25 protein-coding genes are annotated in these 23,540 nt (G+C 40.4%); 15 read left to right on the forward strand and 10 right to left on the reverse strand.

The genetic code is table 11. From position 1 onward, the window contains the following. The first annotated feature begins 200 nt into the window (after positions 1-200). The 6 genes from A4S05_RS01870 (at position 201) to A4S05_RS01890 (ending at position 4,296) form a co-directional block, all read left to right on the forward strand. Complete coding sequence (locus A4S05_RS01870) at positions 201-776, forward strand: hypothetical protein (protein ID WP_069068124.1); 576 nt, start codon at positions 201-203, stop codon at positions 774-776. Between the two features lie 418 nt (positions 777-1,194). Next, entirely contained in the window at positions 1,195-1,632 is a 438-nt protein-coding gene (locus A4S05_RS01875) for a hypothetical protein (RefSeq protein ID WP_069068125.1), read from the forward strand. A gap of 17 nt (positions 1,633-1,649) precedes the next feature. Beyond that, positions 1,650-2,003: a phage holin family protein gene (locus A4S05_RS01880; protein WP_069068126.1), complete on the forward strand. Its 354-nt coding sequence runs from the start codon at positions 1,650-1,652 to the stop codon at positions 2,001-2,003. A gap of 108 nt (positions 2,004-2,111) precedes the next feature. Then, positions 2,112-3,449 carry a ferredoxin reductase family protein gene (locus A4S05_RS01885; protein ID WP_176726893.1) on the forward strand — a complete coding sequence of 446 codons (1,338 nt, stop codon included), beginning with the start codon at positions 2,112-2,114 and terminating at the stop codon, positions 3,447-3,449. 47 nt (positions 3,450-3,496) lie between these two features. Continuing rightward, complete coding sequence (locus A4S05_RS41285; protein WP_176726894.1) at positions 3,497-3,649, forward strand: hypothetical protein; 153 nt, start codon at positions 3,497-3,499, stop codon at positions 3,647-3,649. A 38-nt stretch (positions 3,650-3,687) separates the two neighbouring features. Further along, a complete protein-coding gene (locus tag A4S05_RS01890; protein WP_069068127.1) occupies positions 3,688-4,296 on the forward strand; it encodes an SAM-dependent methyltransferase in 609 nt (202 codons plus the stop codon). A 71-nt stretch (positions 4,297-4,367) separates the two neighbouring features. On the opposite strand, the gene A4S05_RS01895 is transcribed toward A4S05_RS01890, so the two are convergent. Together A4S05_RS01895 and A4S05_RS01900 are read right to left on the reverse strand one after the other, a co-directional pair. Continuing rightward, a complete protein-coding gene (locus tag A4S05_RS01895) occupies positions 4,368-7,106 on the reverse strand; it encodes a cation-translocating P-type ATPase (protein ID WP_069068128.1) in 2,739 nt (912 codons plus the stop codon). 235 nt (positions 7,107-7,341) lie between these two features. Continuing rightward, the gene (locus A4S05_RS01900; RefSeq protein ID WP_069068129.1) at positions 7,342-8,124 is read right to left on the reverse strand and encodes an ion transporter; all 783 of its coding nucleotides are present in this window, start codon (positions 8,122-8,124) and stop codon (positions 7,342-7,344) included. 88 nt (positions 8,125-8,212) lie between these two features. On the opposite strand from A4S05_RS01900, the gene A4S05_RS01905 reads away from it, so the two are divergent. Continuing rightward, positions 8,213-8,638: a nucleoside deaminase gene (locus tag A4S05_RS01905; protein WP_069068146.1), complete on the forward strand. Its 426-nt coding sequence runs from the start codon at positions 8,213-8,215 to the stop codon at positions 8,636-8,638. Between the two features lie 32 nt (positions 8,639-8,670). Here the strand turns inward: A4S05_RS01905 and A4S05_RS44125 are convergent, their stop codons facing one another. Both A4S05_RS44125 and A4S05_RS01915 read right to left on the reverse strand, forming a co-directional pair. Then, positions 8,671-8,796, reverse strand: coding sequence for a hypothetical protein (locus A4S05_RS44125; RefSeq protein ID WP_370684382.1), 126 nt, complete (start codon positions 8,794-8,796; stop codon positions 8,671-8,673). A 615-nt stretch (positions 8,797-9,411) separates the two neighbouring features. After that, positions 9,412-9,948 (reverse strand): universal stress protein, encoded by a 537-nt coding sequence (locus A4S05_RS01915; protein WP_069068131.1) that lies wholly within the window; start codon positions 9,946-9,948, stop codon positions 9,412-9,414. 469 nt (positions 9,949-10,417) lie between these two features. Here A4S05_RS01915 and A4S05_RS01920 point away from each other — a divergent pair, with 469 nt between their 5' ends. Together A4S05_RS01920 and A4S05_RS01925 are read left to right on the forward strand one after the other, a co-directional pair. Then, entirely contained in the window at positions 10,418-11,062 is a 645-nt protein-coding gene (locus A4S05_RS01920; protein ID WP_069068132.1) for a YybH family protein, read from the forward strand. Between the two features lie 8 nt (positions 11,063-11,070). Continuing rightward, positions 11,071-12,375: a glycosyltransferase family 2 protein gene (locus A4S05_RS01925; protein ID WP_069068133.1), complete on the forward strand. Its 1,305-nt coding sequence runs from the start codon at positions 11,071-11,073 to the stop codon at positions 12,373-12,375. A gap of 68 nt (positions 12,376-12,443) precedes the next feature. On the opposite strand, the gene A4S05_RS01930 is transcribed toward A4S05_RS01925, so the two are convergent. Continuing rightward, entirely contained in the window at positions 12,444-13,286 is an 843-nt protein-coding gene (locus tag A4S05_RS01930) for a methyltransferase domain-containing protein (protein ID WP_069068134.1), read from the reverse strand. Between the two features lie 153 nt (positions 13,287-13,439). Here A4S05_RS01930 and A4S05_RS01935 point away from each other — a divergent pair, with 153 nt between their 5' ends. Together A4S05_RS01935 and A4S05_RS01940 are read left to right on the forward strand one after the other, a co-directional pair. Then, the gene (locus A4S05_RS01935; protein ID WP_069068135.1) at positions 13,440-14,774 is read left to right on the forward strand and encodes a TrkH family potassium uptake protein; all 1,335 of its coding nucleotides are present in this window, start codon (positions 13,440-13,442) and stop codon (positions 14,772-14,774) included. 177 nt (positions 14,775-14,951) lie between these two features. Then, entirely contained in the window at positions 14,952-15,647 is a 696-nt protein-coding gene (locus A4S05_RS01940; RefSeq protein WP_069068136.1) for a potassium channel family protein, read from the forward strand. Positions 15,648-15,987: 340 nt separating this feature from the next. Here A4S05_RS01940 and A4S05_RS01945 read toward each other — a convergent pair whose 3' ends face one another. After that, a complete protein-coding gene (locus tag A4S05_RS01945) occupies positions 15,988-17,097 on the reverse strand; it encodes a tetratricopeptide repeat protein (protein ID WP_069068137.1) in 1,110 nt (369 codons plus the stop codon). A gap of 89 nt (positions 17,098-17,186) precedes the next feature. Further along, positions 17,187-18,371: a tRNA preQ1(34) S-adenosylmethionine ribosyltransferase-isomerase QueA gene (gene queA / locus A4S05_RS01950; protein ID WP_069068138.1), complete on the reverse strand. Its 1,185-nt coding sequence runs from the start codon at positions 18,369-18,371 to the stop codon at positions 17,187-17,189. A 245-nt stretch (positions 18,372-18,616) separates the two neighbouring features. On the opposite strand from queA, the gene A4S05_RS01955 reads away from it, so the two are divergent. Further along, positions 18,617-19,006 carry a hypothetical protein gene (locus tag A4S05_RS01955; protein ID WP_069068139.1) on the forward strand — a complete coding sequence of 130 codons (390 nt, stop codon included), beginning with the start codon at positions 18,617-18,619 and terminating at the stop codon, positions 19,004-19,006. 70 nt (positions 19,007-19,076) lie between these two features. On the opposite strand, the gene A4S05_RS01960 is transcribed toward A4S05_RS01955, so the two are convergent. Then, complete coding sequence (locus A4S05_RS01960) at positions 19,077-19,595, reverse strand: YraN family protein (RefSeq protein ID WP_069068140.1); 519 nt, start codon at positions 19,593-19,595, stop codon at positions 19,077-19,079. Positions 19,596-19,765: 170 nt separating this feature from the next. Between A4S05_RS01960 and A4S05_RS01965 the strand changes: the two genes are divergently transcribed. Continuing rightward, positions 19,766-20,215, forward strand: a complete 450-nt coding sequence (locus A4S05_RS01965) for a pentapeptide repeat-containing protein (RefSeq protein ID WP_069068147.1) — start codon at positions 19,766-19,768, stop codon at positions 20,213-20,215. 133 nt (positions 20,216-20,348) lie between these two features. Here the strand turns inward: A4S05_RS01965 and A4S05_RS01970 are convergent, their stop codons facing one another. Beyond that, entirely contained in the window at positions 20,349-20,726 is a 378-nt protein-coding gene (locus tag A4S05_RS01970; RefSeq protein ID WP_069068141.1) for a hypothetical protein, read from the reverse strand. Between the two features lie 163 nt (positions 20,727-20,889). Here A4S05_RS01970 and A4S05_RS01975 point away from each other — a divergent pair, with 163 nt between their 5' ends. Beyond that, positions 20,890-21,690: a Uma2 family endonuclease gene (locus A4S05_RS01975; protein WP_069068142.1), complete on the forward strand. Its 801-nt coding sequence runs from the start codon at positions 20,890-20,892 to the stop codon at positions 21,688-21,690. Positions 21,691-21,909: 219 nt separating this feature from the next. Here A4S05_RS01975 and A4S05_RS01980 read toward each other — a convergent pair whose 3' ends face one another. Beyond that, on the reverse strand, positions 21,910-22,182 hold the full coding sequence (locus A4S05_RS01980) for a hypothetical protein (protein WP_069068143.1): 273 nt from the start codon (positions 22,180-22,182) through the stop codon (positions 21,910-21,912). 675 nt (positions 22,183-22,857) lie between these two features. On the opposite strand from A4S05_RS01980, the gene A4S05_RS01985 reads away from it, so the two are divergent. After that, positions 22,858-23,400: a hypothetical protein gene (locus tag A4S05_RS01985; protein ID WP_069068144.1), complete on the forward strand. Its 543-nt coding sequence runs from the start codon at positions 22,858-22,860 to the stop codon at positions 23,398-23,400. Positions 23,401-23,540: the final 140 nt, after the last annotated feature.

Genomic DNA, 23,540 nt, shown 5'->3' on the forward strand with positions numbered 1-23,540 from the left:
GGCGGGTTATGAAGCCCGCAGCGAAGCTATTTCTAGCTTAAGTTGACACCAATGAGCAATGTGCTTTACCCTTACCCACGTATTTGTATCATTACTAAAGTGAAATGGTATTACCGCAGGGGATTTACTCTGCATGAATAAAGCACAGACTCATATAGAATTGGCATTAAGGTTATTTATAAACTGATATATTAAAAAATATGCCTGATTTGCGCCCACAACTTTTACTATTGACTTTGCCTTTGCTATTTGTAGGAATTGCTTTTTGGGCTGGTAGTGATTTTCTAACAAAGCAATTATTAAGTCTCTCTTACAGAACGCCAGATAAATTGCAAGCTGATACACTACCACAGGTTTTACTTGCGCTGAATTTTACACTAATTGATATAAATATAGACCAAGAATATCAGGTTACTCAAGTTAAAATAATAACGGCAAACTCCATGCTTAAAAGATTAGAGCTAGAAATTCCCAAATCGAAATTTCCCGAAGTAGCGATCGCACAACAATTAGGATTGTATCCTCAAATCAAAAAGCTAGAACCTAATCAACAAATACAGGTAAAAATCCCCCTAAATTTGACTGCAATCAAAGTTGAAATTGAAAAAAAGCAAGGAATTAGCTTTCTTGAGGTTAGAACTACCAATAATGCGTTAACAAAATTGAATTTTGTGCTGCCATTCACTGAAGTTAAGATATTAGAAGTCATGACTGCTCAATTACTTAATTTATCTCCTGAAGATATTAGAAAACTTATCAGTTATCAAGTTAAATAAAAATCAATCGCAGTTTAAACCACAACCTAAACAACGCATACAAAGCGAGAAAGCCGCTAAAACTGAGACAATCTCAATTAGTAATTGAAATGGCAAAGGAGCTAGAGACAAAGCCCAAATAAAAAGAATCCTCTCGTGAATCATAGCAGTAATGGAATTCATCTCGTCTTAAGTATTCATATACCAATACGGTTCAGTTAACGATTATACACATGCTGCTTTTTGTACAGTTTGTTGTGTGCGTTATTTTAGTGTAAATAAAATTACTGCCTTACTGTCACTTTCTGATCACATTCTTTTTGTAGATTGAATAAATCAGTTGGAATGTTTAACTACTAAACTAATTTGTGATTATATTAAATTTTCTCTAAAGGACTAATACAACAGGACTAATCAAATTGAATAAGAGGTAAATAATATGTCAGTAAATGAAATTTTAGGACAATATATACCAGCCCAATTAAATCTTCCTCTATTCAACAGTCAAACAAACCTATCTAGAGCAAGTTTGAGTAGAGAAAAGCGTAATAGAGAGAAGCTTAATATAGAGGAGACAAGTGCTATAATAGCTTCAGATCCATCTCTGATTTTGGCTCCTTTTATATTGTTAATAATGGGTGGGATAGTTGTTTTTAATAAACTCAAACTATCCGAGCAGGCTAATAAGCTAAATAATTTAGATGGCTCTCCCTGTCAAAATTGTCACTTTTTTTCAAAAAACAGTTATCTCAAATGTGCGGTAAATCCTTCTACTGTTTTCACAAAAGCAGCAATTGATTGTTGTGATTACCAGCCATTACAAAAAAGAAAAAAATTGGGTCTTCCAATATTCTGGAGCAAGAGAAAAGTTAATTAAAAAATAGGAGGTTCATGATGATAGGTTTCATCATTACTTGGTTAGTCACTGCTGTTAGCTTTTTAATTATTGCTAGGCTGCCATTTTTGGGAATAGAAATAGATGGTTTTGGTAAAGCAGCCATTTCTGCTATAGTGTTTGGCATTTTGAATGCTGTTTTGCTGCCAATTCTCACATTTTTTACCTTTCCATTCATTATCCTTACTTTAGGATTATTTTTCTTTGTCTTAAATGCCATCATCTTTGGATTATCGGCTTTAATTGTCCCAGGTTTTAGATTACGTCATGGCTTTTGGAGCGCTTTGCTAGGTTCTATTACTTTAGCAATCATTAACTCAATTCTATTAAGACTTGTGGCTTCAATTACCTGAAGCGAATACAACGGTTTTAGCAATTTTATATAACTGGTGGAATGTGGTGAACTGGTCAAAAGTGAATAGATGCGCCCCTCATAGCAACAGACTTAGAGGAGGTGGATGATGAAAAGTTTGTTAATGCATAGTCCGGTTGCGATCGCATTTGGTTGGATTGGGGCGTATATATTCATCACCCTGTTACCTTTGCTAATTTTGCTTATTTATCCTCCCCTGACAGGAAGAGGGTTTTGGATCGACTTGTCGGTTGCATTAGGTTTCATTGCTTTGGCGATGATGGCATTGCAATTTGCCCTTACCGCCCGGATTAATCGGATTGAAGCCTCTTACGGCGTTGATATCATTCTTCAGTTTCACCGCTACATCTCACTAGTAGCGTTTACCTTTGTCCTGATTCATCCGTTGATTTTGTTCGTAGTGCAGCCAGAAACACTGCAATTATTGAACTTTTTTACAGCACCGTGGCGAGCCAGAATGGCTGTTTTAGCAACCTTGGCGTTAATAACGCTGGTTGTTACTAGCGTATGGCGACAACAACTGAAGATTCCTTACGAACCTTGGCGGACTCTTCATGGAATTTTGGCAGTTTTAACAGTTGGCTTGGGTTTGGGACACGCTATCGGTGTGGGTAATTATTTAGGGTTATTTTGGAAAGCAGTATTATGGACTGCGATCGCACTTACTGCTATCTGGTTACTAATTTATGTGCGTTTGGTAAAACCTTGGTTAATGCTGAAAAAGCCTTATCTAGTAGAGGAAGTACGCCCCGAAGTCGGTAACGTTTGGACACTCGCACTTAGACCCATAGGACACGAAGGTTTTCGCTTCCAGCCTGGTCAATTTGCTTGGATTACCCTCGAAATTTCTCCGTTTCGGATGCGAGAACATCCCTTTTCGATGTCTTCCAATGGCGACAACACAGAAAAGATTGAGTTCAGTATCAAAGCTTTAGGAGACTTTACCAACACTATTAAAGATGTCTCACCCGGAACCAAAGCTTTCTTAGATGGCCCTTATGGAGTGTTTACCACCGATCGCTACGAAGACACCTCCGGTTTTGTTCTCATTGCTGGAGGTATCGGCATTACTCCCATGATCAGTATGTTGATTACTCATGCTGAACGAGGAGATGAACGCCCTTATTTGTTAATCTACGCTAGCAAGAATTGGGAAGACATTACATTTCGTGAAGAACTGGATGAACTGAAGAAAAAGTTAGACTTGACTATTATCCATGTTCTCAAAGAACCAGCAGAAGATTGGTCAGGAGAAAGTGGTTATGTAGACAAGGAACTTTTACAACGTTACATACCTAAACGACGTGCAACACGGCAATACTTCATCTGTGCATCGCCAAAAATGATGGAACAAGTAGAAATGGCCTTGCATCAACTTCAAGTTCCACCGACGAACATTCACATGGAACATTTCAACCTTGTTTAACTCCTCAATATTCGGCTTCTAAACCTTGTAAAATCTAAAATTTTATTATGCGTTACAGTATTATGCTGCAAATTGTCACAAGTATCACTCTAATTTTAATAGGTGGTGCAGCCTTGTTTGCTTGGATACAAAACCGTCCCATCGAAACTACAGAACCGACTGGAAATAAAAATTTAAATGAACGCGCAATTTTAAATTAAGAATATTTTTTCATGTTTTTTTGACAAGCATCAAAATCATGATTGATAAAGAATATATATTGTTATTTATTACTGGAGTTAGTGCCGTATTTAGTGTTGCTGGTTGCACCTTAGAACGAAATTTTGAGGCAGAAAAACAAGAGTCTGCGGTGATAATTCAATCTCAAGGAAGCCGAGCAGATGTACCTTATGTAGCAACACCACCACAAGTAGTAGACGCTATGCTAAAACTAGCAGAAGTTAACAGCAAAGATGTAGTCTATGACTTAGGTAGTGGTGATGGACGAATTCCCATTACTGCTGTGCAGAAATATAATGCGCGTAGTGCTGTTGGTATAGAAATTAACCCCCAACTTGTACAAGAAAGCCTTGCTAAGGCTCAAAAAGCAGGAGTTAGCGATCGCGTCGATTTCCTGGAACAAAACCTGTTTGAAACTGACTTAAAACCAGCCACAGTAGTAACGCTTTACCTGCTACCCGATGTTAACTTCAAACTACGACCAAAATTATTAAAAGAATTGAAACCTGGCACTCGCATTGTTTCCCACAGCTTTGATATGGGTGATTGGCAAGCAAAGCGAGTGATTCGAGTAAACGCCACAACCCTTTACTTATGGGTAGTGCCTGAGATCATAAAGACGCGATAAATCGCCGTCTGATTATTGTAGAGACGGCGATTTATCGCGTCTCTTGCCTTAATTGCGCCGACTTGCTTAAATCAGTTGAGAGGATCAAAACGATTTACTATAATTGATACTCCAATCATTGGCAATCCTATAAGGAAGCAAATTAACCATTGGTTTAAATTCAGTGGAGCAGTAGAAAATAAGCTATTCATTAAGTTCCACTGACTAAAAATAATCTGTAAAACTATGGTAGTAGCGATACCAATTCCCATTGCCGATGCATCACTAAATGTCTGTCTGACTCCCCGAATCGTATTAATTAGAGCCATTCCTAATTGACTAATACTCAAAAGATAAAAAACTCTCCCAGCGACTAAAGCCTGAATTGCCATTGTTCGGGCTAAATCGATATTTCCTGTAGTTTGTCGTATCCATTCAAATACACCAAAAATCAAAATCCAGTTGAAGAGAGAAACTGTCAGAATCCGCTTGACTAAACTTTTAGAAAGTAACGGTTCGCGGGGGCTGCGTGGTGATTGTTCCATTACCCGTTCAGACTTTGGCTCAAAGGCTAAGGGTACTGTCATGGCAATGGAATTAACCATATTCAGCCACAAAACTTGTAAAGATAAAATGGGCAATTCTCTGGCAAATAATACACTAATCAAAATCGTCATCGATTCGCCACCATTAACGGGTAGGATAAAGGCGATCGCTTTGAGCAAATTTCGATAAACAGTCCGCCCTTCCTCAACCGCAGCTTCTATTGAGGCGAAGTTATCATCAGTTAAAATCATATCTGAGGCTTCTTTGGCTACCTCCGTACCAGCACCTCCCATTGCAATACCAATATCTGCTTGTTTCAAGGCTGGTGCATCATTGACACCATCCCCAGTCATGGCAACAACCTCTCCTTTAGATTGGAGGGCTTCAACGATGCGAAGTTTCTGTTCTGGTGCAACACGGGCGAATACTGCCCCATCTTCTATCGCTGTAGCCAGTTCTGATTGCTCCATTTGCGCCAGTTCACTGCCTGTAAAAGCGAGAACTTCACCATTTTTATTAAAGCCCATACTTTGAGCGATCGCTCTTGCAGTTACAGCATGATCGCCTGTAATCATTTTGACTTGAATCCCAGCATTTTGACAGGCTTCTACAGCCTTGATAGCCTCACTTCTGGGCGGATCGATCATCCCTTGCAATCCCAAGAAAACCAAATCCTTTTCGATATCTGCATGATCGAGTGAATCTTGAGCATTGGATACAGATTTATTCGCAAAAGCTAGCACCCGTAAACCAAGATTCGCCATCACATCCACTTCTTGATGTATGGTTTCTGGATCTACAGAGGTAAGGTTTCCCTCAGCATTTAACATCTGCTGACAACGTTTCAGAATTGCCTCTACCGAACCTTTAACGTAAATAGTTTTAACTCGTGAAGAATTTTCTCTACTCCCATCTTCATGCAAAGTTGCCATATATTGAAACTCAGACTCAAATGGGATGACATCAAGCCTGGGCATTTGGGCTTCTAAGTTATTGCGATTCAGTCCAACTTTATCAGCAACAGCGATCAATGCTCCCTCTGTCGGATCACCAAAAACCTGCCATTGTCCTTCCTTTTGTTCTAAATACGAGTCATTACATAACAAACCGGCTTTGAGACATTCTGCTAAAGCGGGAAGATTCTGCCAATCTATTGGTTGTTCATCTAATAAAATTTCTCCTTCTGGCGCATATCCCGTACCAGTGGCCGTATATTGTTCACCGCCTACATAAATTGCTTGTACAGTCATCTGGTTTTCGGTTAGCGTCCCGGTTTTGTCAGAACAGATGACTGTAGCACCGCCAAGAGTTTCCACCGCTGGCAATTTCCGAACGATCGCATTTCGTCGCGCCATCCGCGAAACCCCGATTGCTAGTGTCACAGTTACTACAGCTGGCAATCCTTCAGGAATCGCACTCACAGCAAAGGCAACAGCCGCTTCAAACATTTCTGCCCAGGTATTGCCGTATCCCAACCCGACGGCAAATGTCAACGCCGCGATGCCGAGAATAATGTACAGCAGGGTGCGGCTAAATTTATCAAATTTTCGAGTTAAGGGAGTTTTCAGGCTCGTTCCTTGCTCAATAAGTTGGGAAATGCGCCCGGTTTCCGTGGCTTCTCCAATGGCCACCACAATTCCACTACCAGTACCAAAAGTTACAAAGCTACCAGCATAAGCCATATTGAGACGTTCGGCTAAGGCTGTATCTGTATTCAATGGCCGTGTATTTTTTTCAGTAGCGACTGACTCACCCGTGAGTGCTGATTCATTCACTTGCAGATTTCGGGATTTGATCAGACGTAAATCCGCTGGTACTTTATCGCCAGAAGTGAGTAGTACCAAATCCCCAGGTACTAATTCCGTTGAGGAAACTTGTACCTTTTGGCCGTTGCGAAGGATAGTTGCATTAGTTTGGACTGAAGAAGCTAAGGCTGCGATCGCACTTTCGGCTTTTGATTCTTGAATAAAACCGATAATCGCATTAATTAGGGTTACGCCCCAAATTACCCCAGCATTTACCCACTGTCCGATTAAGGCTTTGATTGCACCCGCAATCAGCAAAATGTACAATAACGGTTGGTTAAATTGCAACAAAAACCTTAATACTGGGCTAGTTCCACGTTTACCCTTAAGTTCATTAGCACCAAAACGTTCTTGCCGTTTTACCACCTCATCTGAAGTTAAACCAGTCTCTAGATTTGCGTCTAAATGTTGAGCTACCTTCGATGCAGGTAGATTGTGCCATTCACGTGGCTGGATGATTTTTTCAGATGTTGCTGTCATTCTGTTTGCGCCAAAATTGACTATTAGCTGATCAGCAAAATTATGATAAATAAATGTGATGCAAATGTGAGCGAAATGCGGCGTTGCTCATTTACAGTATTTTAGCGGATATCATAGAACTCCATTAAGTCTGGCGCATCTCAATCAAATCTGCGACTAGTAACAGTTTTGCGTAAATAAACCACCCATCTGAAATGTCTAAAATCCTTACGCAATTGGAATTACGAATTACGAATTACGAATTACGTAACTTAGTCCCGCACCTTTTACAAAACCCAGCATCTAGATCATGAAAAGCCAAACCACAACCTGAACAAACTGTTTCTATTTGATTAGCAGTTTTTACAACTCGCTTAATTAAATCCCCTATTTGCCAAGGAATCAGCGCAATTCCCGTAAAAATCATCAATACTGTTAGCAAACGCCCTAATTCCGAAATTGGAGTAACATCGCCAAATCCAACAGTTGTCATTGTGACAACAGAAAAATAGAATGCATCCAAAAAAGTACCATAATTTTGAGGATTAACCGGATGCTCGACTTGATAAATTAAGCCAGAGTAAATAAAAACAATTGCAAATAATGTAAATAATATTCGCGCAAAAATCATTCCATCTTCGGTGCTGACACTGGCGAATAAAAATTTCCGGTCAATAAATCTGATTAGTCGTAAAATCCGAAACCATCGGAGTAAGCGGATAAAGCTGATATCTACCATTCCGAGAAAAAATGGTAAAATCGCTAATAAGTCAATAATCGAATAAAAGCTAAAAATATACTTAATTTTGTTTTCTGCACTCCACAGCCGGAGTGAATATTCCACCGCGAAGATGATCACGATCGCAATATCAGCTACATTTAACTGAAACCGCATATAATCAGGAATATTATATGTTTCTACCACAAAAATTCCTGATGATATTAGCACCAAAGAGGCAAGTGTTAAATTAATCGCTTTACCTATTGGTGTTTCCAGGTCTTTTAAGTAAAATTCTGTTTCTTGTCTGCTCAGTAACATATTCGACCATTAATACATCTTAATTCCCAGTTATAACATTAGAAATACGATATTATTAACCATTATCCTTATGTTAACCCCAGCTTATATGAACCCAGAATATTTTATGCGTTTAGCATTGGCAGAAGCAAAAGAAGGCGATGCGCCTTATGGTGCAGTGATTGTTAAAGATCACGAAGTTGTTGCCGTAGCTCATAATACTGTGAGGAGAGACAACGATCCATCCGCCCATGCGGAAATCAACGTTATTCGTGGTTTAACTGCTAAACTTAAAAACCCTTCTTTAGAAGGTTATAGCATATATACAACTGGCGAACCTTGTCCAATGTGTGCAACAGCTTGTATTTGGAGTGGTTTATCAGAAATTGTGTATGGTGCTTCAATTGAAGATTTAATTAGCGTAAATCAATCACAAATTAGTATATCTTGTGAAGAGTTAATTGCTAAGTCATTTAGGAACATCAAAGTCACAAAAGGAGTTTTAAAAAATGAATGTTTGGAATTATTTAAATAAGCTACAAAAAAAATATTTTTAGAGTATCCCTTTCAAAGTAATTTAAAAAATCTCGTTCTTTCTCTTTGTGCCACAGACTCGCATATTCTCACTGCCACCTCAGCTGCTAAAGCTTTAGCATATTTATAAATCCCAGTACTAATGCAAGGAAATGCCAAACTATTAAACCCGATGAGATTAATCTATATGCTACATTGTAGTGTATAGATATCCACTATACAGTTTTAGCTTCAAGCTTAACGATCAGTTTACTTACAGCACTTCCGGCAGCTATGAGGTACATCCTCAAAGCTGAAAGCTATGATAGAAAAGGGCAAGAAGAAAAACTGTACTGTATTTCATAATAGCTGAAAGTGCTTTAACCCAAGTTTTTCTAGTCCTCTTCCAGAGGACTTGCACCATTAGACAGGGAATTCTATTCCCTGGCGGTCTGTATTGCATAATAGCTGGAAGTGCTGTAAGCCTGGATTTCTCACTTGTGAGAAATCCAAGGAGTGTGGGGAGTGTGGGGAGATGGGGAAGAAGTTTTACCTCCCACCCCTCCCACACTATGAGTGAGAAATCCGAGTTAAGGTGATGAGCGATCGCATTTCTAGCGATCACCTGCTTTTTGCTGATTTATTCAATCATTTTTTGTCTACTTTATTAATGCGTAAGTTATGTTTTTAAAACTCTATCGCTTTATGGGTAGAGTATTCACCAATTCTGAATTCTGACTCCTGTTTTATTTCTTAATGCTGAATTCTACATTCTTCTTCAAGCAATCTTAGTAGTTAGTTAATGCTTAAATTGCTTGTAGTTTCTTGGACAACTTCATCTTTTTTAGGAGTAACTGAAAGATGCACAATATGTACTGAACAAGGAGCATGGTGAAGGACGTAGTTACTCACACTACCGAGAAATAGTTCCATCAGTCCAGAATGACCCCGACGCCCCATAACAATTAGGTCAGCGCCATAAGTACGGGCTAAGTCACAAATAATCCGACCAGGATTACCAACATTTTGTGTAAATTCTGTAGTTACACCTGCTGTATTAGATTGAACACAAAAAGATTGCAACATCTGGATTCCTTGATTTTTAAAGGTATCCCACTGCTTTTGGTATACCTCGAAACTTTGATGGCTCAATCCCGGATAGTAGTCAAAATTAGACAGCATAGGCCCGTAAGGACTACCCTCTTCTTCGGGAGATAGGACATGCAATAGCATTAAGCTAGCTTGTGTTAACTTTGCTAAACTCAATGCTTCCTCAAAAACCCGTTGCCCCATTTCTGAGCGATCTAATGCAACTAGAATCTTTTTAAACATCATATAGACCTCCGATTTCATTGGTTATTGGTCTTTACGGTTTCGGGTTTCCAGATGTTGGATTGTCAAAAATGAGCAAACCCTCAACTATGTTTAGCAACTTTTGAATTTTAAATTTCTTAAAAGTTTTCGCCCCACATTTATGTTTGTAGCAAAACAATTTGAGGAACTTGTGAGGAAAGCAGGGTTTCCCCTTCTACTAATACTGCGTGTAGTCTGCATCACCTGTATTAACCATGTGCTCTCTTTTATTAAAGTTACCACCCTTGTCTGTAGAAAATACATTTGCCATGTAGTATATCTTTCTAGCGCTTCCCAAAGAACGTAGCTTCTCTAGCTCACTTTGGGGATCTTGGAGAAAAGCAAGATTATTGTATTTCTTTATGTCCTATAAAATGAAGTGCAGAATATGGGTAGTAACATTAAAAAAATTATCAGTTAAGCGTCACTTAATCTACAGGTTTTTTATATGATCAAACAGAAATGGACAAGCATAAACAACTGCACTCAGCTACTTTGGAGTGTTTTGTTAATGTTAGTAATTTGGAATCTACCCCAATACGCTCTGGCAGATGTAAATCCACAGGAGATAGATGCAATTATTCGCACACGGGATATTGCGCTGCAAGCCCTAAACACTCGCGATTTTGCCAAAATCGAGCCTTACCTGCATCCAAATTTCACCATAACAACAGTTGATAACCAGATTTTTCACAAAGTTCCTGAGTTTGAAAAGTACTGGAATCAGCAGTTTTCCAGTTCCATTAAAGATATCAAAATGCAACTAAAGGGAGATAGTCTCAGAACATTTCTCACTCCAGAGATAGATGTTGCCTCTGGAGAGGCGATCGCATCTTTTTCTTTCAAAGATGGCAAAGCGGCTGATATGGCATTGCGATGGACAGCAGTCCTGCAAAAACTCCAAGATAAATGGACGATTCAATCGCTGCATTTTTCCTCCAATCTGCTGAATAACCCGGTGTTGAATGCTGCTCAACAATTGGGGCGGATTCTAGCAGTTGCAGCAGGGGTGGGCGGTTTTATTTTGGGAGTGGTGACGATGCTAATATTACGTCGCAGGACTAAGCAAGAAACCGAAACCGAAAAGATATAGCAAATAAAGTGGGAAAAAACACTGATCAGCCCAGTAAAAATATTAGCTTTCATCGCCGTCTCAAAGCAACCATAGTAGTTTTATTGGTCTGGGGTGGCGTGAGTTTACTGCACTGGCTACCAGAAACACAATGGTTGATGCTGGGATTAACGGCAATCCTGACTGTGCAAACGTTACGAATGCTGCTGGCAAAACCAGCGACGGCGGTGATGGAGAGTGAAATTTATTTACCGCCAGTCTCGATTTTAGTTCCGGCTAAAAATGAAAGTCTAGTCTTGACTGATCTAGTTTACAGCTTATGTCAATTGAATTATCCAAGCGATTCCTTAGATATCTGGGTCGTTGATGACGGCAGTACCGATGAAACACCACAGGTTTTGAGGGAATTACAAACTCAATTTCCAGCTTTACAAGTTCATCGACGGGAATCAAAAGGTGGTAAATCAGGGGCATTGAATGCGGTTTTGCCCTTTACCCAAGGGGAAATTATCCTAGTTTGTGATGCGGATGCTCAGTTACCTACTAATTTTCTCCGGCAAACAGTACCTCTGTTTCAGAAGCAAACTATCGGTGCAGTGCAAGTGCGAAAAGCGATTTCTAATGCCAATACCAACTTCTTAACGCGTTGTCAGCAGATGGAAATGAATTGTGATAGCTTTCTGCAAACCCATCGCATTGCTATTGGTGGAATGTCTGAACTGCGCGGTAATGGGATGTTAGTTAGTCGGGAATTTTTAGAAAAGTGTCAAGGTTGGAATGAAAACACTGTCACTGATGATTTGGATCTTTGCTTCAAACTCTATTTAACAGGTGCGGAAATTGAGTTTGTTACATTTCTATCAATTCAGGAAGAAGGTGTAACTACTTGGGAAAAACTTTGGAATCAACGCTGTCGTTGGGCTGAAGGTGGCTATCAGCGTTACCTGGATTATTTTCCGAAAATTCTTACTTTAGGTTGGGCAAAAGAAATTGATTTGTTATTGTTTTTTCTATTGCAATTTATTCTGCCAATTGGACTAATTCCCGATTTACTTTGGACTATATTTTATAGCCATCGTCCAGTTCTGTTTCCCCTCCAGACACTACTCAGCATCATTCTGACGGTTGCCTTTATTGCTGGACTTTACCAATTTCAAAGTTTACGAGGATGGTCTTTGCTTTGGGCAACAATTCAAGGGTCATTATACATGGTGCATTGGATTCCTGTGATGATTGTGGCAACTTTAAAGATGTGTGTGCAAAAGGAGCGATCGCACTGGGTGAAAACTGAGCATCATGGTAGAAATTATTACAGTGATTCTAACAACTATTGACACTCCACCGCCCTTTTAGCGGGTCGTGGCAGGAAAAAGAGGGCAGTTTTTCCTCTTTTTCCTACCTTCTACTTATTGCCGCACAATAAGCCAAACCGAACTAACCCGCGCTCATAACCGCGACGCATCAACCCCAGCGATAACGCCCCTTGAATAGTAGTCCAACCGGCATTTAGTAAGCCCCAAAGCGCTTGGGGAGTAAATGCCGAATCAATGACTACATTCCAAAAGGGGGCGACAGCCTGCGACCAATCGGCGGTGCGAATATTGTTTAATGGAAGTTGAAGTGCGATCGCTTCGTACTCTGGTAAAGAAATTACATAAGGCAAACAATACACCCGATAAATATCCTGCAAATGCTTTTCCTCATCCGCCGTCAGTGGTAACTTATCAGTCGCTCGATGACACCAAGTCACCATAATTAACTTGCCACCAGGTTTCAACACCCGATAGCACTCCTGGAGAAACTTAGTTTTATCTGGCATGTGTTCACCGCTTTCCAGTGACCAAACCAAGTCAAAAGAATCGTCAGCAAAAGGCATTGCTTGAGCATTAGCCACCTGAAACTGAGTTCTTAGACTCAAATTCGCTTCCATTGCGCGTTCCGTTGCTCTGGCAGCTTGCACAGGACTCAAAGTAATCCCTGTAGCCTTAGCATTAAACTTTTCTGCCAGATATAAAGAACTGCCGCCAATGCCACAACCCACATCCAGGATGTTTTCTGCTGCTTGTACCCCTGCCCAATTGAGCAATTCTTCGATTAAATCAATTTGAGCTTGACGGCGGTCTTTTTTCTGGCTGCCATCAGCACCGTAGTAGCCGTGGTGCATGTGTTCCCCCCAAATCTGTTCCCACAGACCAGAGGAGGCATCGTAGAACTGCTGAATTTGCTGGTAAAGTGTTGCACTCATGAAAAAAGTAGTATTGAGACGAAGTAGAATTCAAAAAAAACATACAGGTAGGCTACCATGTATGTTTTTAATTAAATAAGGTGTTTTTGTTTCCAGAGAGGCTGAACCCCGGTTTATCTTCCCTGGAAAAAATTTTATAAATTTTACCTTAATATGACTGTTGCTCGCACAATTTGTTTGGGGTTTCTGGCTGTCATCGCTGTTGGTACTATCCTGTTGATGATGCCTTTCTCGACTAGCAATGGTACATGGGATAACCTGATTGTGGCACTATTTACCTCGACATCCGCAGTTTGTGTCACAGGTTTATCAGTAGTTGATCCTGGTACTCATTTTTCCTTTTGGGGTCAGTTATTTATTGCGCTACTAGCTCAGATTGGCGGGTTGGGCTACATGACAACTACCACATTTCTGATTTTGCTGATTGGTCGTAAGTTTGATATGCGGCAAAAAATTGCTATTCAACAAGCTTTAGATCGACCGGGAATGAGTGGTAGCTCCCAAGTTATCCGTTCAATTATTGCCACAACTTTAATTTTTGAAATTACAGGAGTATTATTACTTCTACCAGCTTTTGTTCCACAATATGGCTGGAGTCAAGGACTTTGGTTAGCAATTTTTCATAGTATTAATGCTTGGAATAATGCTGGTTTTAGTTTGTTTAAAGATAACTTAATTGGCTATCAATCATCCTTCTTAGTAGTCTTCACCGTCACCATGTTGATTATCTTTGGGGGGATTGGCTATCAGGTAATTATGGAAATGTATCTTTGGTTGCGCGATCGCATCCTCAGAAAAACTCATAATCAGACATTTTCCCTAGATTTCAAAGTTGCAACTAGCACAACTATTATATTATTAGTAATAGGGTTAGTTGCTTTTTTCTGTATAGAGATTAGAAACCCTGAAACATTTGGCTCTCTAAACTTTCGTGACCAAATATTAGTAGCTTGGTTTCAATCAGTTACTCCCAGAACTGCCGGTTTTAACACCATCGATATTAGCAAAATGACTACCGCTGGACTATTCATTACGATTGCACTGATGTTTATTGGTGCAAGTCCAGGTGGTACAGGAGGAGGAATGAAAACAACAACTCTAAGAGTGTTGACCAGTTGCACTAAAGCAATTCTCCAGGGGAAAGAAGACGTTTTGTTATACGATCGCAAAATAGCAATAAATTTAATTTTGAAAGCTGTGGGTGTGTTGGTGGGTTCAGTGGCAACCGTGATTTTAGCCACCATTTTAATTAGCCTTACAGATCCAAGATTAGATTTTATTCAAATTTTGTTTGAAGTGGTATCAGCCTTCGCTACCGTGGGGCTTTCTACAGGCATTACAGCAAGTATCTCCACAGCTGCAAAGCTCATCTTAATTTTAAGCATGTACGTTGGAAGAGTAGGTGTTTTACTACTAATGTCCGCTGTACTAGGAGATCCTCGCCCTACCAGAATTCACTATCCTGAAGAAAATTTACTCGTGGGATAGTTAGGGAGAGGGAGTAGGGAATGGGAGAGAATAATTCTTGACTAATGACTTAATGATTAATGACTAATCACGAAACTGATAAAATATACATTGGAAGGCAAAAAATAAAATTTTTAATTCAAACGGTATAAGCGTTTTTTGCCCTAAATACAGGGAGCCATAATAAGGATAACAAAGGTGAATCTGTCATCATTAAGTTTTTTTCGCAGTTTACGTAAAGATAACCACCAATTTGCTGTAATTGGGTTAGGTCGTTTTGGTCGATCTGTCTGTTCCACCCTGCACAATTTTGGTTATCAAGTGCTGGCAACAGATATTGATGAAAAACGAGTTTCAGAAGCATTAACTGAGGGAATAGTTGGTCATGCTTTACAACTAGACTCTACAGAACCGGCTGCACTTAAAGAAGCTGGAATTTTTGAATTTGATACTGTGATTATAGCGATAGGCAACTACGTTCAGGAAAGCATTATAACTACCCTAAATGTGAAAGAGGCTGGTGTCCCCCATGTAGTTGCCAAAGCTTCTAGTGAAGTTCACCGTAAACTGTTGCGGCGAGTAGGGGCAGATCATGTTGTTTTTCCTGAGTATGAAGCTGGTTGTGCCCTAGCGCGTACTCTTACCAAACCAGCAATCTTAGATCGGTTTGACCTCGACCCAGATAACAGCATTGTAGAATTGATTGTGCCTGATGAATTTCACGGCAGAACAATCACCGAGTTGCAACTTCGTAATCGCTACGGGTTAAATTTACTAGCAGTAAGTCAGGATGGGAAATTTCAAATTAATCCTGACCCTACTAAGCGTTTAGAGCGTGGTTCAGCAATGGTCGTTATTGGTTGCAATAAAGATATCAATCGTTTGCCGATTTAAAAAAGTTAGAAGTCATTCAATTTTAGATTTTAGATTTTAGATTTTTCCTTCAATCTAAAATTGGCAGAGTTAGAGATTATTAATTTATTCCTAACTCTGACTTTTTTATAAGAAGAATTCAGAATTCAGGAGTCAGAATTCAGTATGAATTCTGTACGAGTGGGTGACGAATATTGGTTAAAACCGTACAACTCTTAGAAACGCTACCGCTAACGTCCCGCTAGGCTAACGCCCGAAGTCAAGCGAAAAAAATTAAAATATTCTCACCTTAAAACTCTATCCCTTTATGGGTGGAGCATTCTAAATTCTGAATTCTGAATTCTGTATTCTGACTCCTGTTTTATTGTCCAGGACTCGTTGAAGTAGATTGTGACTCAACTGAGACAGGGACATCGCCAGTGTTGGCTGGCGTTTCTGGTTGATTCGGCGTCTTTGGCTCAGGTGTTTGTACTACATTACTTGTAGAATCTGAACTCTGAGCAGGAGTAGATGTTTGACTGGCTTGAGGTTGCTGTTGTCCAGCCTTCTGGGCAATTTGCTGCATTAGCTGCTCAATTTTCTCAACTTGTTCAATATTGCCTTGCTGACGATATTCGTTATGAGCGCGTTTCAAAACTCCACTAGCTTTTTTGATGTCGCCCTGATTATATAAAGTGACTCCCAAGTTATAGTAAGCTGAGGCATTTTTAGGATTTTGGCGAATAGCTTGCCGATAAACAGAAATAGCCTCTGAAGCTTGGCCATGCATTGCCAGTAAACTTGCCATGTTGTTGTAGGCTGTGGCATTTTTAGGATCTAGTTGCAAGGCTTGGCGATAAGTAGCGATCGCAAGCTCTGTTTGACCTTGTTGTTGCAAGGCGATCGCTAAGTTAAAATAAGCATTGGCATAACTGCTATCTAGATTGATTACTTGCTGGTATGCTGCGATCGCTTCTTGTAGTTGTCCTTGTTCATACAGCACCAAACCCAGATTATATAGCGCTGCTACCCTTGTGGAATCTATTACAAGGCTCTGGCGATAAGCCGTAATCGCTGCGTCTTTTTCTCCTTGTCGGTGCAACACTAACCCTAAATTATAATAAGCTTCACTCAAATTGGGATTAATTCTAATCGCCTCTGTATATTCTTGTAAAGCTATATCCAGGCGATTTTGCTCCATGAATATATTACCCAGATAATTTCGCGCGGCCCCAAGGCTAGGATCTCGCTGTAACGCTTGGCGAAAGGCATATTCCGCCCCCTGTAAATCTTTGCGATTATAGCGCGTCACTCCCTGCTGAAAAAAGCTAGCTGCTTGGAGATCCTGAGAAATTGCGGTTTCTCCTAGCAGCTTGCTTCCGGGCAAATTAGTAATTGTTGGTGCAGCCAAGACCAAAAACGTAGAACAGCCGGCGAGTGTCACCTGGCAAAATAAATTTAACCAATGAGAAAATCGGTATTTTTCAGACATGAATAGCAGACCTGTACTTATTTGTAACTCCTCATAAGTCAGAGTACCCACCACGAAAGAAAAAATTCCAAATTCCCAACTTTTAACTCCTAACTCTCCACTCTCACAGCTTCCGGTAAAATTAGCATGGCATCACCAAAGGAATAGAAGCGATACTTTGAAGCGATCGCTTCAGAGTATATATTCAATAACCGTTGTCTGCCAATTAGCGCACTTACCAACATCAGCAAACTAGAACGCGGTAAGTGAAAATTGGTAATCAAACCATCCACCACCCGCCATTGGTAGCCGGGATAAATAAACAAGTCTGTTTTCCCGCAAAATGGTTGTAAATTCCCAGATTTAGCCGCCCCTTCTAAAGCCCTTACTGCCGTTGTTCCCACAGCAATAATCCGACCGCCAGCTGCTTTAGTGGCGCGGATTTGCTCTACTGTGGCGGCGGGAACTTCAATCCATTCTTCATGCATTTGATGGGTAGTTACATCCTCCACTTCCACAGGGCGAAATGTGCCTACACCAACGTGTAGCGTCACAAAAGCTTGATTGATTTTGCGATCGCGCAACTTTTCTAATAATTCTGGGGTAAAGTGTAATCCTGCCGTCGGTGCTGCGATCGCTCCTGGCTGTTTGGCATAAACTGTCTGATACTGTCCGTCAGCGGCTTCTGAAGTAGTGATGTATGGTGGTAGCGGGATTTCACCAAACACCTCTAACAGTTGCACCAAAGATTTTCCTTCTGGCACATCAAATTGCAACAAACGCCCCCCAGTTGCTACGTCTGTTTCTATAACTGTAGCCGTGAGTTGGGGACTGGGGACTGGGTAGGAATCTTCCTGATCCCTAATTCCTAATTGCCTTGGTTCAAAAATAATCTTAGCTCCCTGTTTGAAGCTTTTTCCTGGCTTAACTAAAGCTAACCAACAGTTATGCTGCCGTTCTTCCAACAGCAACACCTGGATTTTAGCACCAGTAGATTTATGACCATAAAGCCGCGCTGGAATGACTCTTGTATTGTTCATAACCAACAAATCACCAGAGCGCAGCAGTGCAGGCAAATCATGGAAAATGTGGTGTAGGGGTGCTGTTTCGATGCCTGTAGTAGAAGAATTAACTACCAGCAATCGCGAACTATCTCTAGGAACTGCTGGGTTTTGGGCAATGAATTCTGGAGGTAGTTCGTAGTCATAGCCAGCTACCGAGCAATCTAATTCCAAATCTTTTGCTTGTGGGCGAGATGTATCTTTCAAATTGGCTTGTACTAGTTTTTGCTTTATCTAGTATTTATACTCTCTTAAAAAAGCTAGTTTTAGCTTTCCCTTCTAAAGGAACTTTAAGGCATCTTCGCTCAGTTTTGCCGCAAGGCTATAAGATTGTTACTATTAAGTAACACGGAAAAATTAACATAAAAATTGGGTAAACCTCCCCATCTAAAAACGGGGGCTTTTACCCTACCGGGAACAGGCACTGATTGACGAAGATAGATATGTAGGATTGGCTTTGATCCCAAGCACCAACAAACATGGAATACTTGTACTATCTGGCAAATGCCAGTCTAACCCTGAGGGTCGTTCAACACCTCCACGCTAGACCCCAGACACCAGTTTCGTTCGTCACCGTAATTCATCAAATTGATGGCTGGGTGGTTAGGATCAAACTCAGAGGTCAAGTCTCGCCCCAAGAAGATGGCGACTTTCGGGCTTTTCTAAACGAATTAGGAATTAGCTATGAACCGCCAATGAGGGTGCAAATGGCACTTTGGAGTTTGGAAGCGGGACAGTGCCCTGTGGACGTAATGCGTCGCTATCAGGTAGCGATCGTTTCTCATGGTAGTCCAGAGAGAGACGAAATCGAGGCCTTCCGACAACAGTTTGTCCGGGGCTTAGGTTACTGCCCAGAAACCTTGGCGTGACACTATTTGGTTGTAACGCCACTACAAAATTATTGGTCATTGGTAATGAAGATATCTTATTCATTACCGATTAACCATTATCAATTGAAGAGTCAAAAGCTGCCGGAATGTATTCTTGCAGCTTAAACTTATATCCGGTCACTGATGAAGTAGCTAGAGCTTCCTGGCTTGCTGTAATCCCAGTCAGATTTTTTGATCTTCTTTGACAGTAGACAATAGCAACATCAAATCTACAAGAATAATCTGCCTTCTCAGGATACTGGGCTAAAAATATTCCAGCTGTACGCCAAATTTTTGCTTGCTTTTGTGTAGTGATTGCACTTCTTCCCCCAGCATCCCAACTACCTGAACTGCGGGTTTTAACTTCAACAAATGCCAATAATGAGTGCTGAGTGCTGAGTAAGGAGTGCTGAGTAAGGAGTTTTTCCCCAGTTCGTCCATCATGTTGAGCAATAATATCAATTTCCCCCCAGCGGCTAGAAAAGCGACGATGCAGAATTATCCAACCTGTAGATTGCAACCATTGGGCTACTAGGTCTTCTCCTAAATGACCAATATCTGGATAATGGGATGGAGGAAGGTTAGCCATTGACTAAAAATATCATGAATGCTGAGAATTATAGGTTAAGCGACGCCTGCGGTGGGCTACGCCTACGCACAGCGGGTTCTAAACTCGACTCATACCGAACAAAGTTGGGGTTGAAACATAAAACAGACCATCGAATTTGGGCAAGTATACTCAGCGTATTCCTCTGGGGAATGATTGTCATCACTGCAACAGTCGGTTTTACTCCAACAGCTTTGGCACTCGAATATAATAAAGAAATTTTGGTGGAGGCTGATTTCTCAGGACGTGATTTAAAAGACTCCAGCTTTACCAAAGCTAATCTTCGCCAGAGCAACTTCAGCCACGCTAATTTGAACGGTGTCAGCTTCTTTGCAGCAAATTTAGAATCTGCGAATTTGGAGGGTTCTGACTTGAGAAATGCCACTTTAGACTCGGCTCGTTTAGTCAGAGCAAATTTGACAAATGCACTGTTGGAGGGTGCTTTTGCTGCTAACGCCAGATTTGACGGTGCAATCATTGACGGGGCAGATTTTACCGATACGCTGCTGCGTTCCGATGAGCAAAAAAAATTGTGCAAACTTGCCAAAGGAACTAATCCCATTACAGGACGAGATACGCGTGACACGTTGTTTTGTCCTTAGTATTTTCTACCTGTATATTGATTGGGCATGGGGCATGGGGCATTGGACATGGGTATTTAGTGATTAAGTTTCTTCTCTATCCCCTATCCCCTATTCCCCATTCCCCATTCCCTACTTATAAAATATTTAGCACCTACCAACCACCCGCACCAATCTTTTGACAAACAATTTGCATTCCTTTTCCTGGTGAAGAATTAGCTACAAAAGGTATTTCTCCTTTCTCCTGATCTTCTTGAAGTAGTTGTCCATCCAACCCATAAATGGCAATGCGATTGAGAAAAAGCCGCGATTCTTTACACGAAGCATCGAACGTAGTCTCGAAGATGCCATCTCCATAGATACCGTAAAGCTTGTATGTAGTGCCCTTAATAGTTTTTGTATCCAGAGCTACACTGTTTCCTAATTTATCATGTCCTACAGTGAGATATCTTTGTGCATCTTGAGCAATGGCACTACCATTACTCAATAAAATAGCGATCGCTCCTACAATCCCGCCTATTTTAAAATACATACAGTTTCAAAATATAAGATTTCATATATTTCTACCCGCAATTAAAGGGTTTCTGGCAGGGTAAAAGCACTGAAATCAAGACAGAGCAAGGTGTTATACTAGTGAGTAACACTTTATGGGAAGCGTCAAGCACTAAACAAAGAGCTGCAATACTTTTCAAAGTATGAGTGAAACACTTGCTGATATTGCCATACCGCCCCAGTTTCCCGATCACACTCAACTACCAGAGTCTGATGGTACGTTTGTGAAAAATTTTCAAGAGCATCCCCAAACCGTCATTTTGACAGACTCAATTGCTCAAGCTTTGCTACGCTTACATCCAGATGGACAGTATTGCATTGGTCAAGATTGTGGTATTTACTGGCGAGATACTGAACCACCAGAAAAAGGAGCAGCAGCACCGGATTGGTTTTATGTCCCTGGTGTACCACCAAGGTTAGATGGCAAAAACCGTCGCTCTTATGTTTTGTGGCGGGAATACATACCGCCATTGATTGCTATAGAACTAGCTAGTAGTAATGGCGATGAAGAACGAGATGTCACTCCTTTACCTCTAGCTGGTAGTCGGGAAGGCGCAAAACCGGGTAAATTCTGGGTATATGAGCGAATAATCCGAATTCCCTACTATGCCATTTATGAAATTAGTAATGACAAACTAGAGGTTTATCACCTAGTAGATTTTTCCTACCATAAAATGCAACCTAATGAGCGAGGCCACTACCCAATTCCTCCTTTAGGAGTGGAACTAGGGTTATGGCAGGGAAGCTACTTGAATAATCCTGAGCAATTGTGGTTGCGCTGGTGGGATTTAGAAGGGAATCTGTTACTGATTGGTCAAGAAGAAGCGGAGTTGCAAAGGCAAAGAGCCGAGCAAGCAGAACGAAGGGCTGAACAAGCAGAACAAAAAGCTGGACAATTAGCAGAACGGCTCAGGGCAATGGGTATCGACCCAGATGTAGAGTAATATTTACTAATGTTATGGCAAGCCCAAAAACTTAGTAATCACGGGCAAAAGCTTACCACAGACTTCAACTAGCTTCACCGTACTAGGCAAATCAGCGATGTCTACGACGGGCTACGCCAACGCACCTTTCAAGAATTTGAGGGCTGTTTTTGCTATCTTCTGCATGGCTCCATTTTATGAGTTTGGCAGTGGTGTGATCGCAAAGTACAGTCCCGTGTATCACTGTGCCGTCCTGAGCAATGTACTACCAACTGAATAAACGGCATCAAAACCAATTCTTTCTCCCCAAAGTGCTGCATCGGTTTGCTTGGATCGTAATCGAAGACTCGTTTCGACTAAATCATCACCGATTTCATAATCTCCTGTTTCAACATTAATTGAGATAATTTTGCCAATGTTCTCTTGTGTCTCACTTTTAGCACGGATACTTCTTTGATAAAGTTCCTTTCCACGTCGGGCGACTTCTTGGCTACTGAGCGTCGGGTGGGACATAAATAAATCCCCTGTTTAAGCTGCTAAATTCTTCACTTCATTGTAGAGCAGAAGCTACAGAGGTTAGAGAGCAATGTTTGATTCTGTAGGAGAGCGATCGCCTCAAAGTAGCAGATAGAAAAAAAGCTTTGAAAAACCCGGAAGTAAGAAACTCCCGCACAAAATTTTTTACTTGAGTTACCATAGGCAAGCCATATTAATGGTTTTGAAATCAATGGTTTTGAGAGCTATTTTCTCGCACCCTTCTTGCCCAGTCGGGATACCTTCACGTAGCAGCACCCTGTCGCGAACATAGTCTCTTGCAGTTTGCGAACTTTCTTAATGAAAGTGTCGAACACAGGTAATTATGCGGAAGACGTTAAAAGACAGAGCGAGGATGATGAAATCATTTATGGCTAATAATTAGGAGCATTTAGTGGTTTCATTTACCCTGGTCAAAAAAACGAATTAACTTCATTCCTCCATTCCATCATAAAACTCCCCAAATCTAGCCCATTTAAAGACTTTGCAGATATAACATCAGTGAGAGGGTCTCTCGATGATCCAGAACATAAACAGTCATTTTAAATGTACTGTTAATTTTTACTTAATAATAAGACGTACACTAGCTTCTTTAGAGTTCCTTATGTACACAACTACTTATCAAAATAATTCACCAAACAACTAAAAACCTATATGTCCTTGCAAGAGATTAACAACAATCAGCAAATAATAGAAACATTAAAATTAAATATTGAAAATCTTTTAGGAATTTCTGTTACCTTAAAATTGTCTCAAGAATCTGGTAAATTTGTTTATACTTTTATCCTGCCTAATGCTGTGGGTAATAGATTATCAGAAGCCCTTGCTTTAACAAAGCCTACACTTGTCGTACTACATGAAAAGCCTAGTTGCTTTGTTGATATTAAAGTAAGTGTGGCTAACGAAATAACTTATTATGAAGTTTATAACAATTTACAGCAATGGTCTGAACGTCTTAAAGATGTCATAAATATAGTCATATTAAAAAGAACTAAAATATCACCACAAAAGCTGGATAATCTTATTGGTATTGAGCCTAAAAAAACACTTAGGCTAGCCCATTATATAGTTGAATTGGATTCGATAATAGATATAAATTTACAAGATTGCATAACTGACGCAATTGTATTAGATTCAATTTTAATAGGTAAAATAAACTTTGTAAAAGATGAAATCACAAAAGGCTTTGTTGCATGAAACAGAAAAAAGGCACACCAACTCTTAGCAGAGTTAGTAATTATTTTTCCACTTTGTAGCTATCTGGCTTGCCTAACTGAATCATGCGATTAAGTGCAGCACATTGCAGAAATAACTCAACAGCTTGATTGTCAAAAAAG

The organism is Nostoc sp. KVJ20 (genome assembly GCF_001712795.1).
Classification (GTDB): domain Bacteria; phylum Cyanobacteriota; class Cyanobacteriia; order Cyanobacteriales; family Nostocaceae; genus Nostoc.

Bases quoted from the DNA above. Each gene is read 5' to 3' on its own strand.
- A4S05_RS01870 (WP_069068124.1), top strand. From the start codon at position 201: ATGCCTGATTTGCGCCCACAACTTTTACTATTGACTTTGCCTTTGCTA.
- A4S05_RS01875 (WP_069068125.1), top strand. From the start codon at position 1,195: ATGTCAGTAAATGAAATTTTAGGACAATATATACCAGCCCAATTAAAT.
- A4S05_RS01880 (WP_069068126.1), top strand. From the start codon at position 1,650: ATGATAGGTTTCATCATTACTTGGTTAGTCACTGCTGTTAGCTTTTTA.
- A4S05_RS01885 (WP_176726893.1), top strand. From the start codon at position 2,112: ATGAAAAGTTTGTTAATGCATAGTCCGGTTGCGATCGCATTTGGTTGG.
- A4S05_RS41285 (WP_176726894.1), top strand. From the start codon at position 3,497: ATGCGTTACAGTATTATGCTGCAAATTGTCACAAGTATCACTCTAATT.
- A4S05_RS01890 (WP_069068127.1), top strand. From the start codon at position 3,688: ATGATTGATAAAGAATATATATTGTTATTTATTACTGGAGTTAGTGCC.
- A4S05_RS01895 (WP_069068128.1), bottom strand. From the start codon at position 7,106: ATGACAGCAACATCTGAAAAAATCATCCAGCCACGTGAATGGCACAAT.
- A4S05_RS01900 (WP_069068129.1), bottom strand. From the start codon at position 8,124: ATGTTACTGAGCAGACAAGAAACAGAATTTTACTTAAAAGACCTGGAA.
- A4S05_RS01905 (WP_069068146.1), top strand. From the start codon at position 8,213: ATGAACCCAGAATATTTTATGCGTTTAGCATTGGCAGAAGCAAAAGAA.
- A4S05_RS01915 (WP_069068131.1), bottom strand. From the start codon at position 9,948: ATGTTTAAAAAGATTCTAGTTGCATTAGATCGCTCAGAAATGGGGCAA.
- A4S05_RS01920 (WP_069068132.1), top strand. From the start codon at position 10,418: ATGATCAAACAGAAATGGACAAGCATAAACAACTGCACTCAGCTACTT.
- A4S05_RS01930 (WP_069068134.1), bottom strand. From the start codon at position 13,286: ATGAGTGCAACACTTTACCAGCAAATTCAGCAGTTCTACGATGCCTCC.
- A4S05_RS01935 (WP_069068135.1), top strand. From the start codon at position 13,440: ATGACTGTTGCTCGCACAATTTGTTTGGGGTTTCTGGCTGTCATCGCT.
- A4S05_RS01945 (WP_069068137.1), bottom strand. From the start codon at position 17,097: ATGTCTGAAAAATACCGATTTTCTCATTGGTTAAATTTATTTTGCCAG.
- A4S05_RS01955 (WP_069068139.1), top strand. From the start codon at position 18,617: ATGGAATACTTGTACTATCTGGCAAATGCCAGTCTAACCCTGAGGGTC.
- A4S05_RS01960 (WP_069068140.1), bottom strand. From the start codon at position 19,595: ATGGCTAACCTTCCTCCATCCCATTATCCAGATATTGGTCATTTAGGA.
- A4S05_RS01965 (WP_069068147.1), top strand. From the start codon at position 19,766: ATGATTGTCATCACTGCAACAGTCGGTTTTACTCCAACAGCTTTGGCA.
- A4S05_RS01970 (WP_069068141.1), bottom strand. From the start codon at position 20,726: ATGTATTTTAAAATAGGCGGGATTGTAGGAGCGATCGCTATTTTATTG.
- A4S05_RS01975 (WP_069068142.1), top strand. From the start codon at position 20,890: ATGAGTGAAACACTTGCTGATATTGCCATACCGCCCCAGTTTCCCGAT.
- A4S05_RS01980 (WP_069068143.1), bottom strand. From the start codon at position 22,182: ATGTCCCACCCGACGCTCAGTAGCCAAGAAGTCGCCCGACGTGGAAAG.
- A4S05_RS01985 (WP_069068144.1), top strand. From the start codon at position 22,858: ATGTCCTTGCAAGAGATTAACAACAATCAGCAAATAATAGAAACATTA.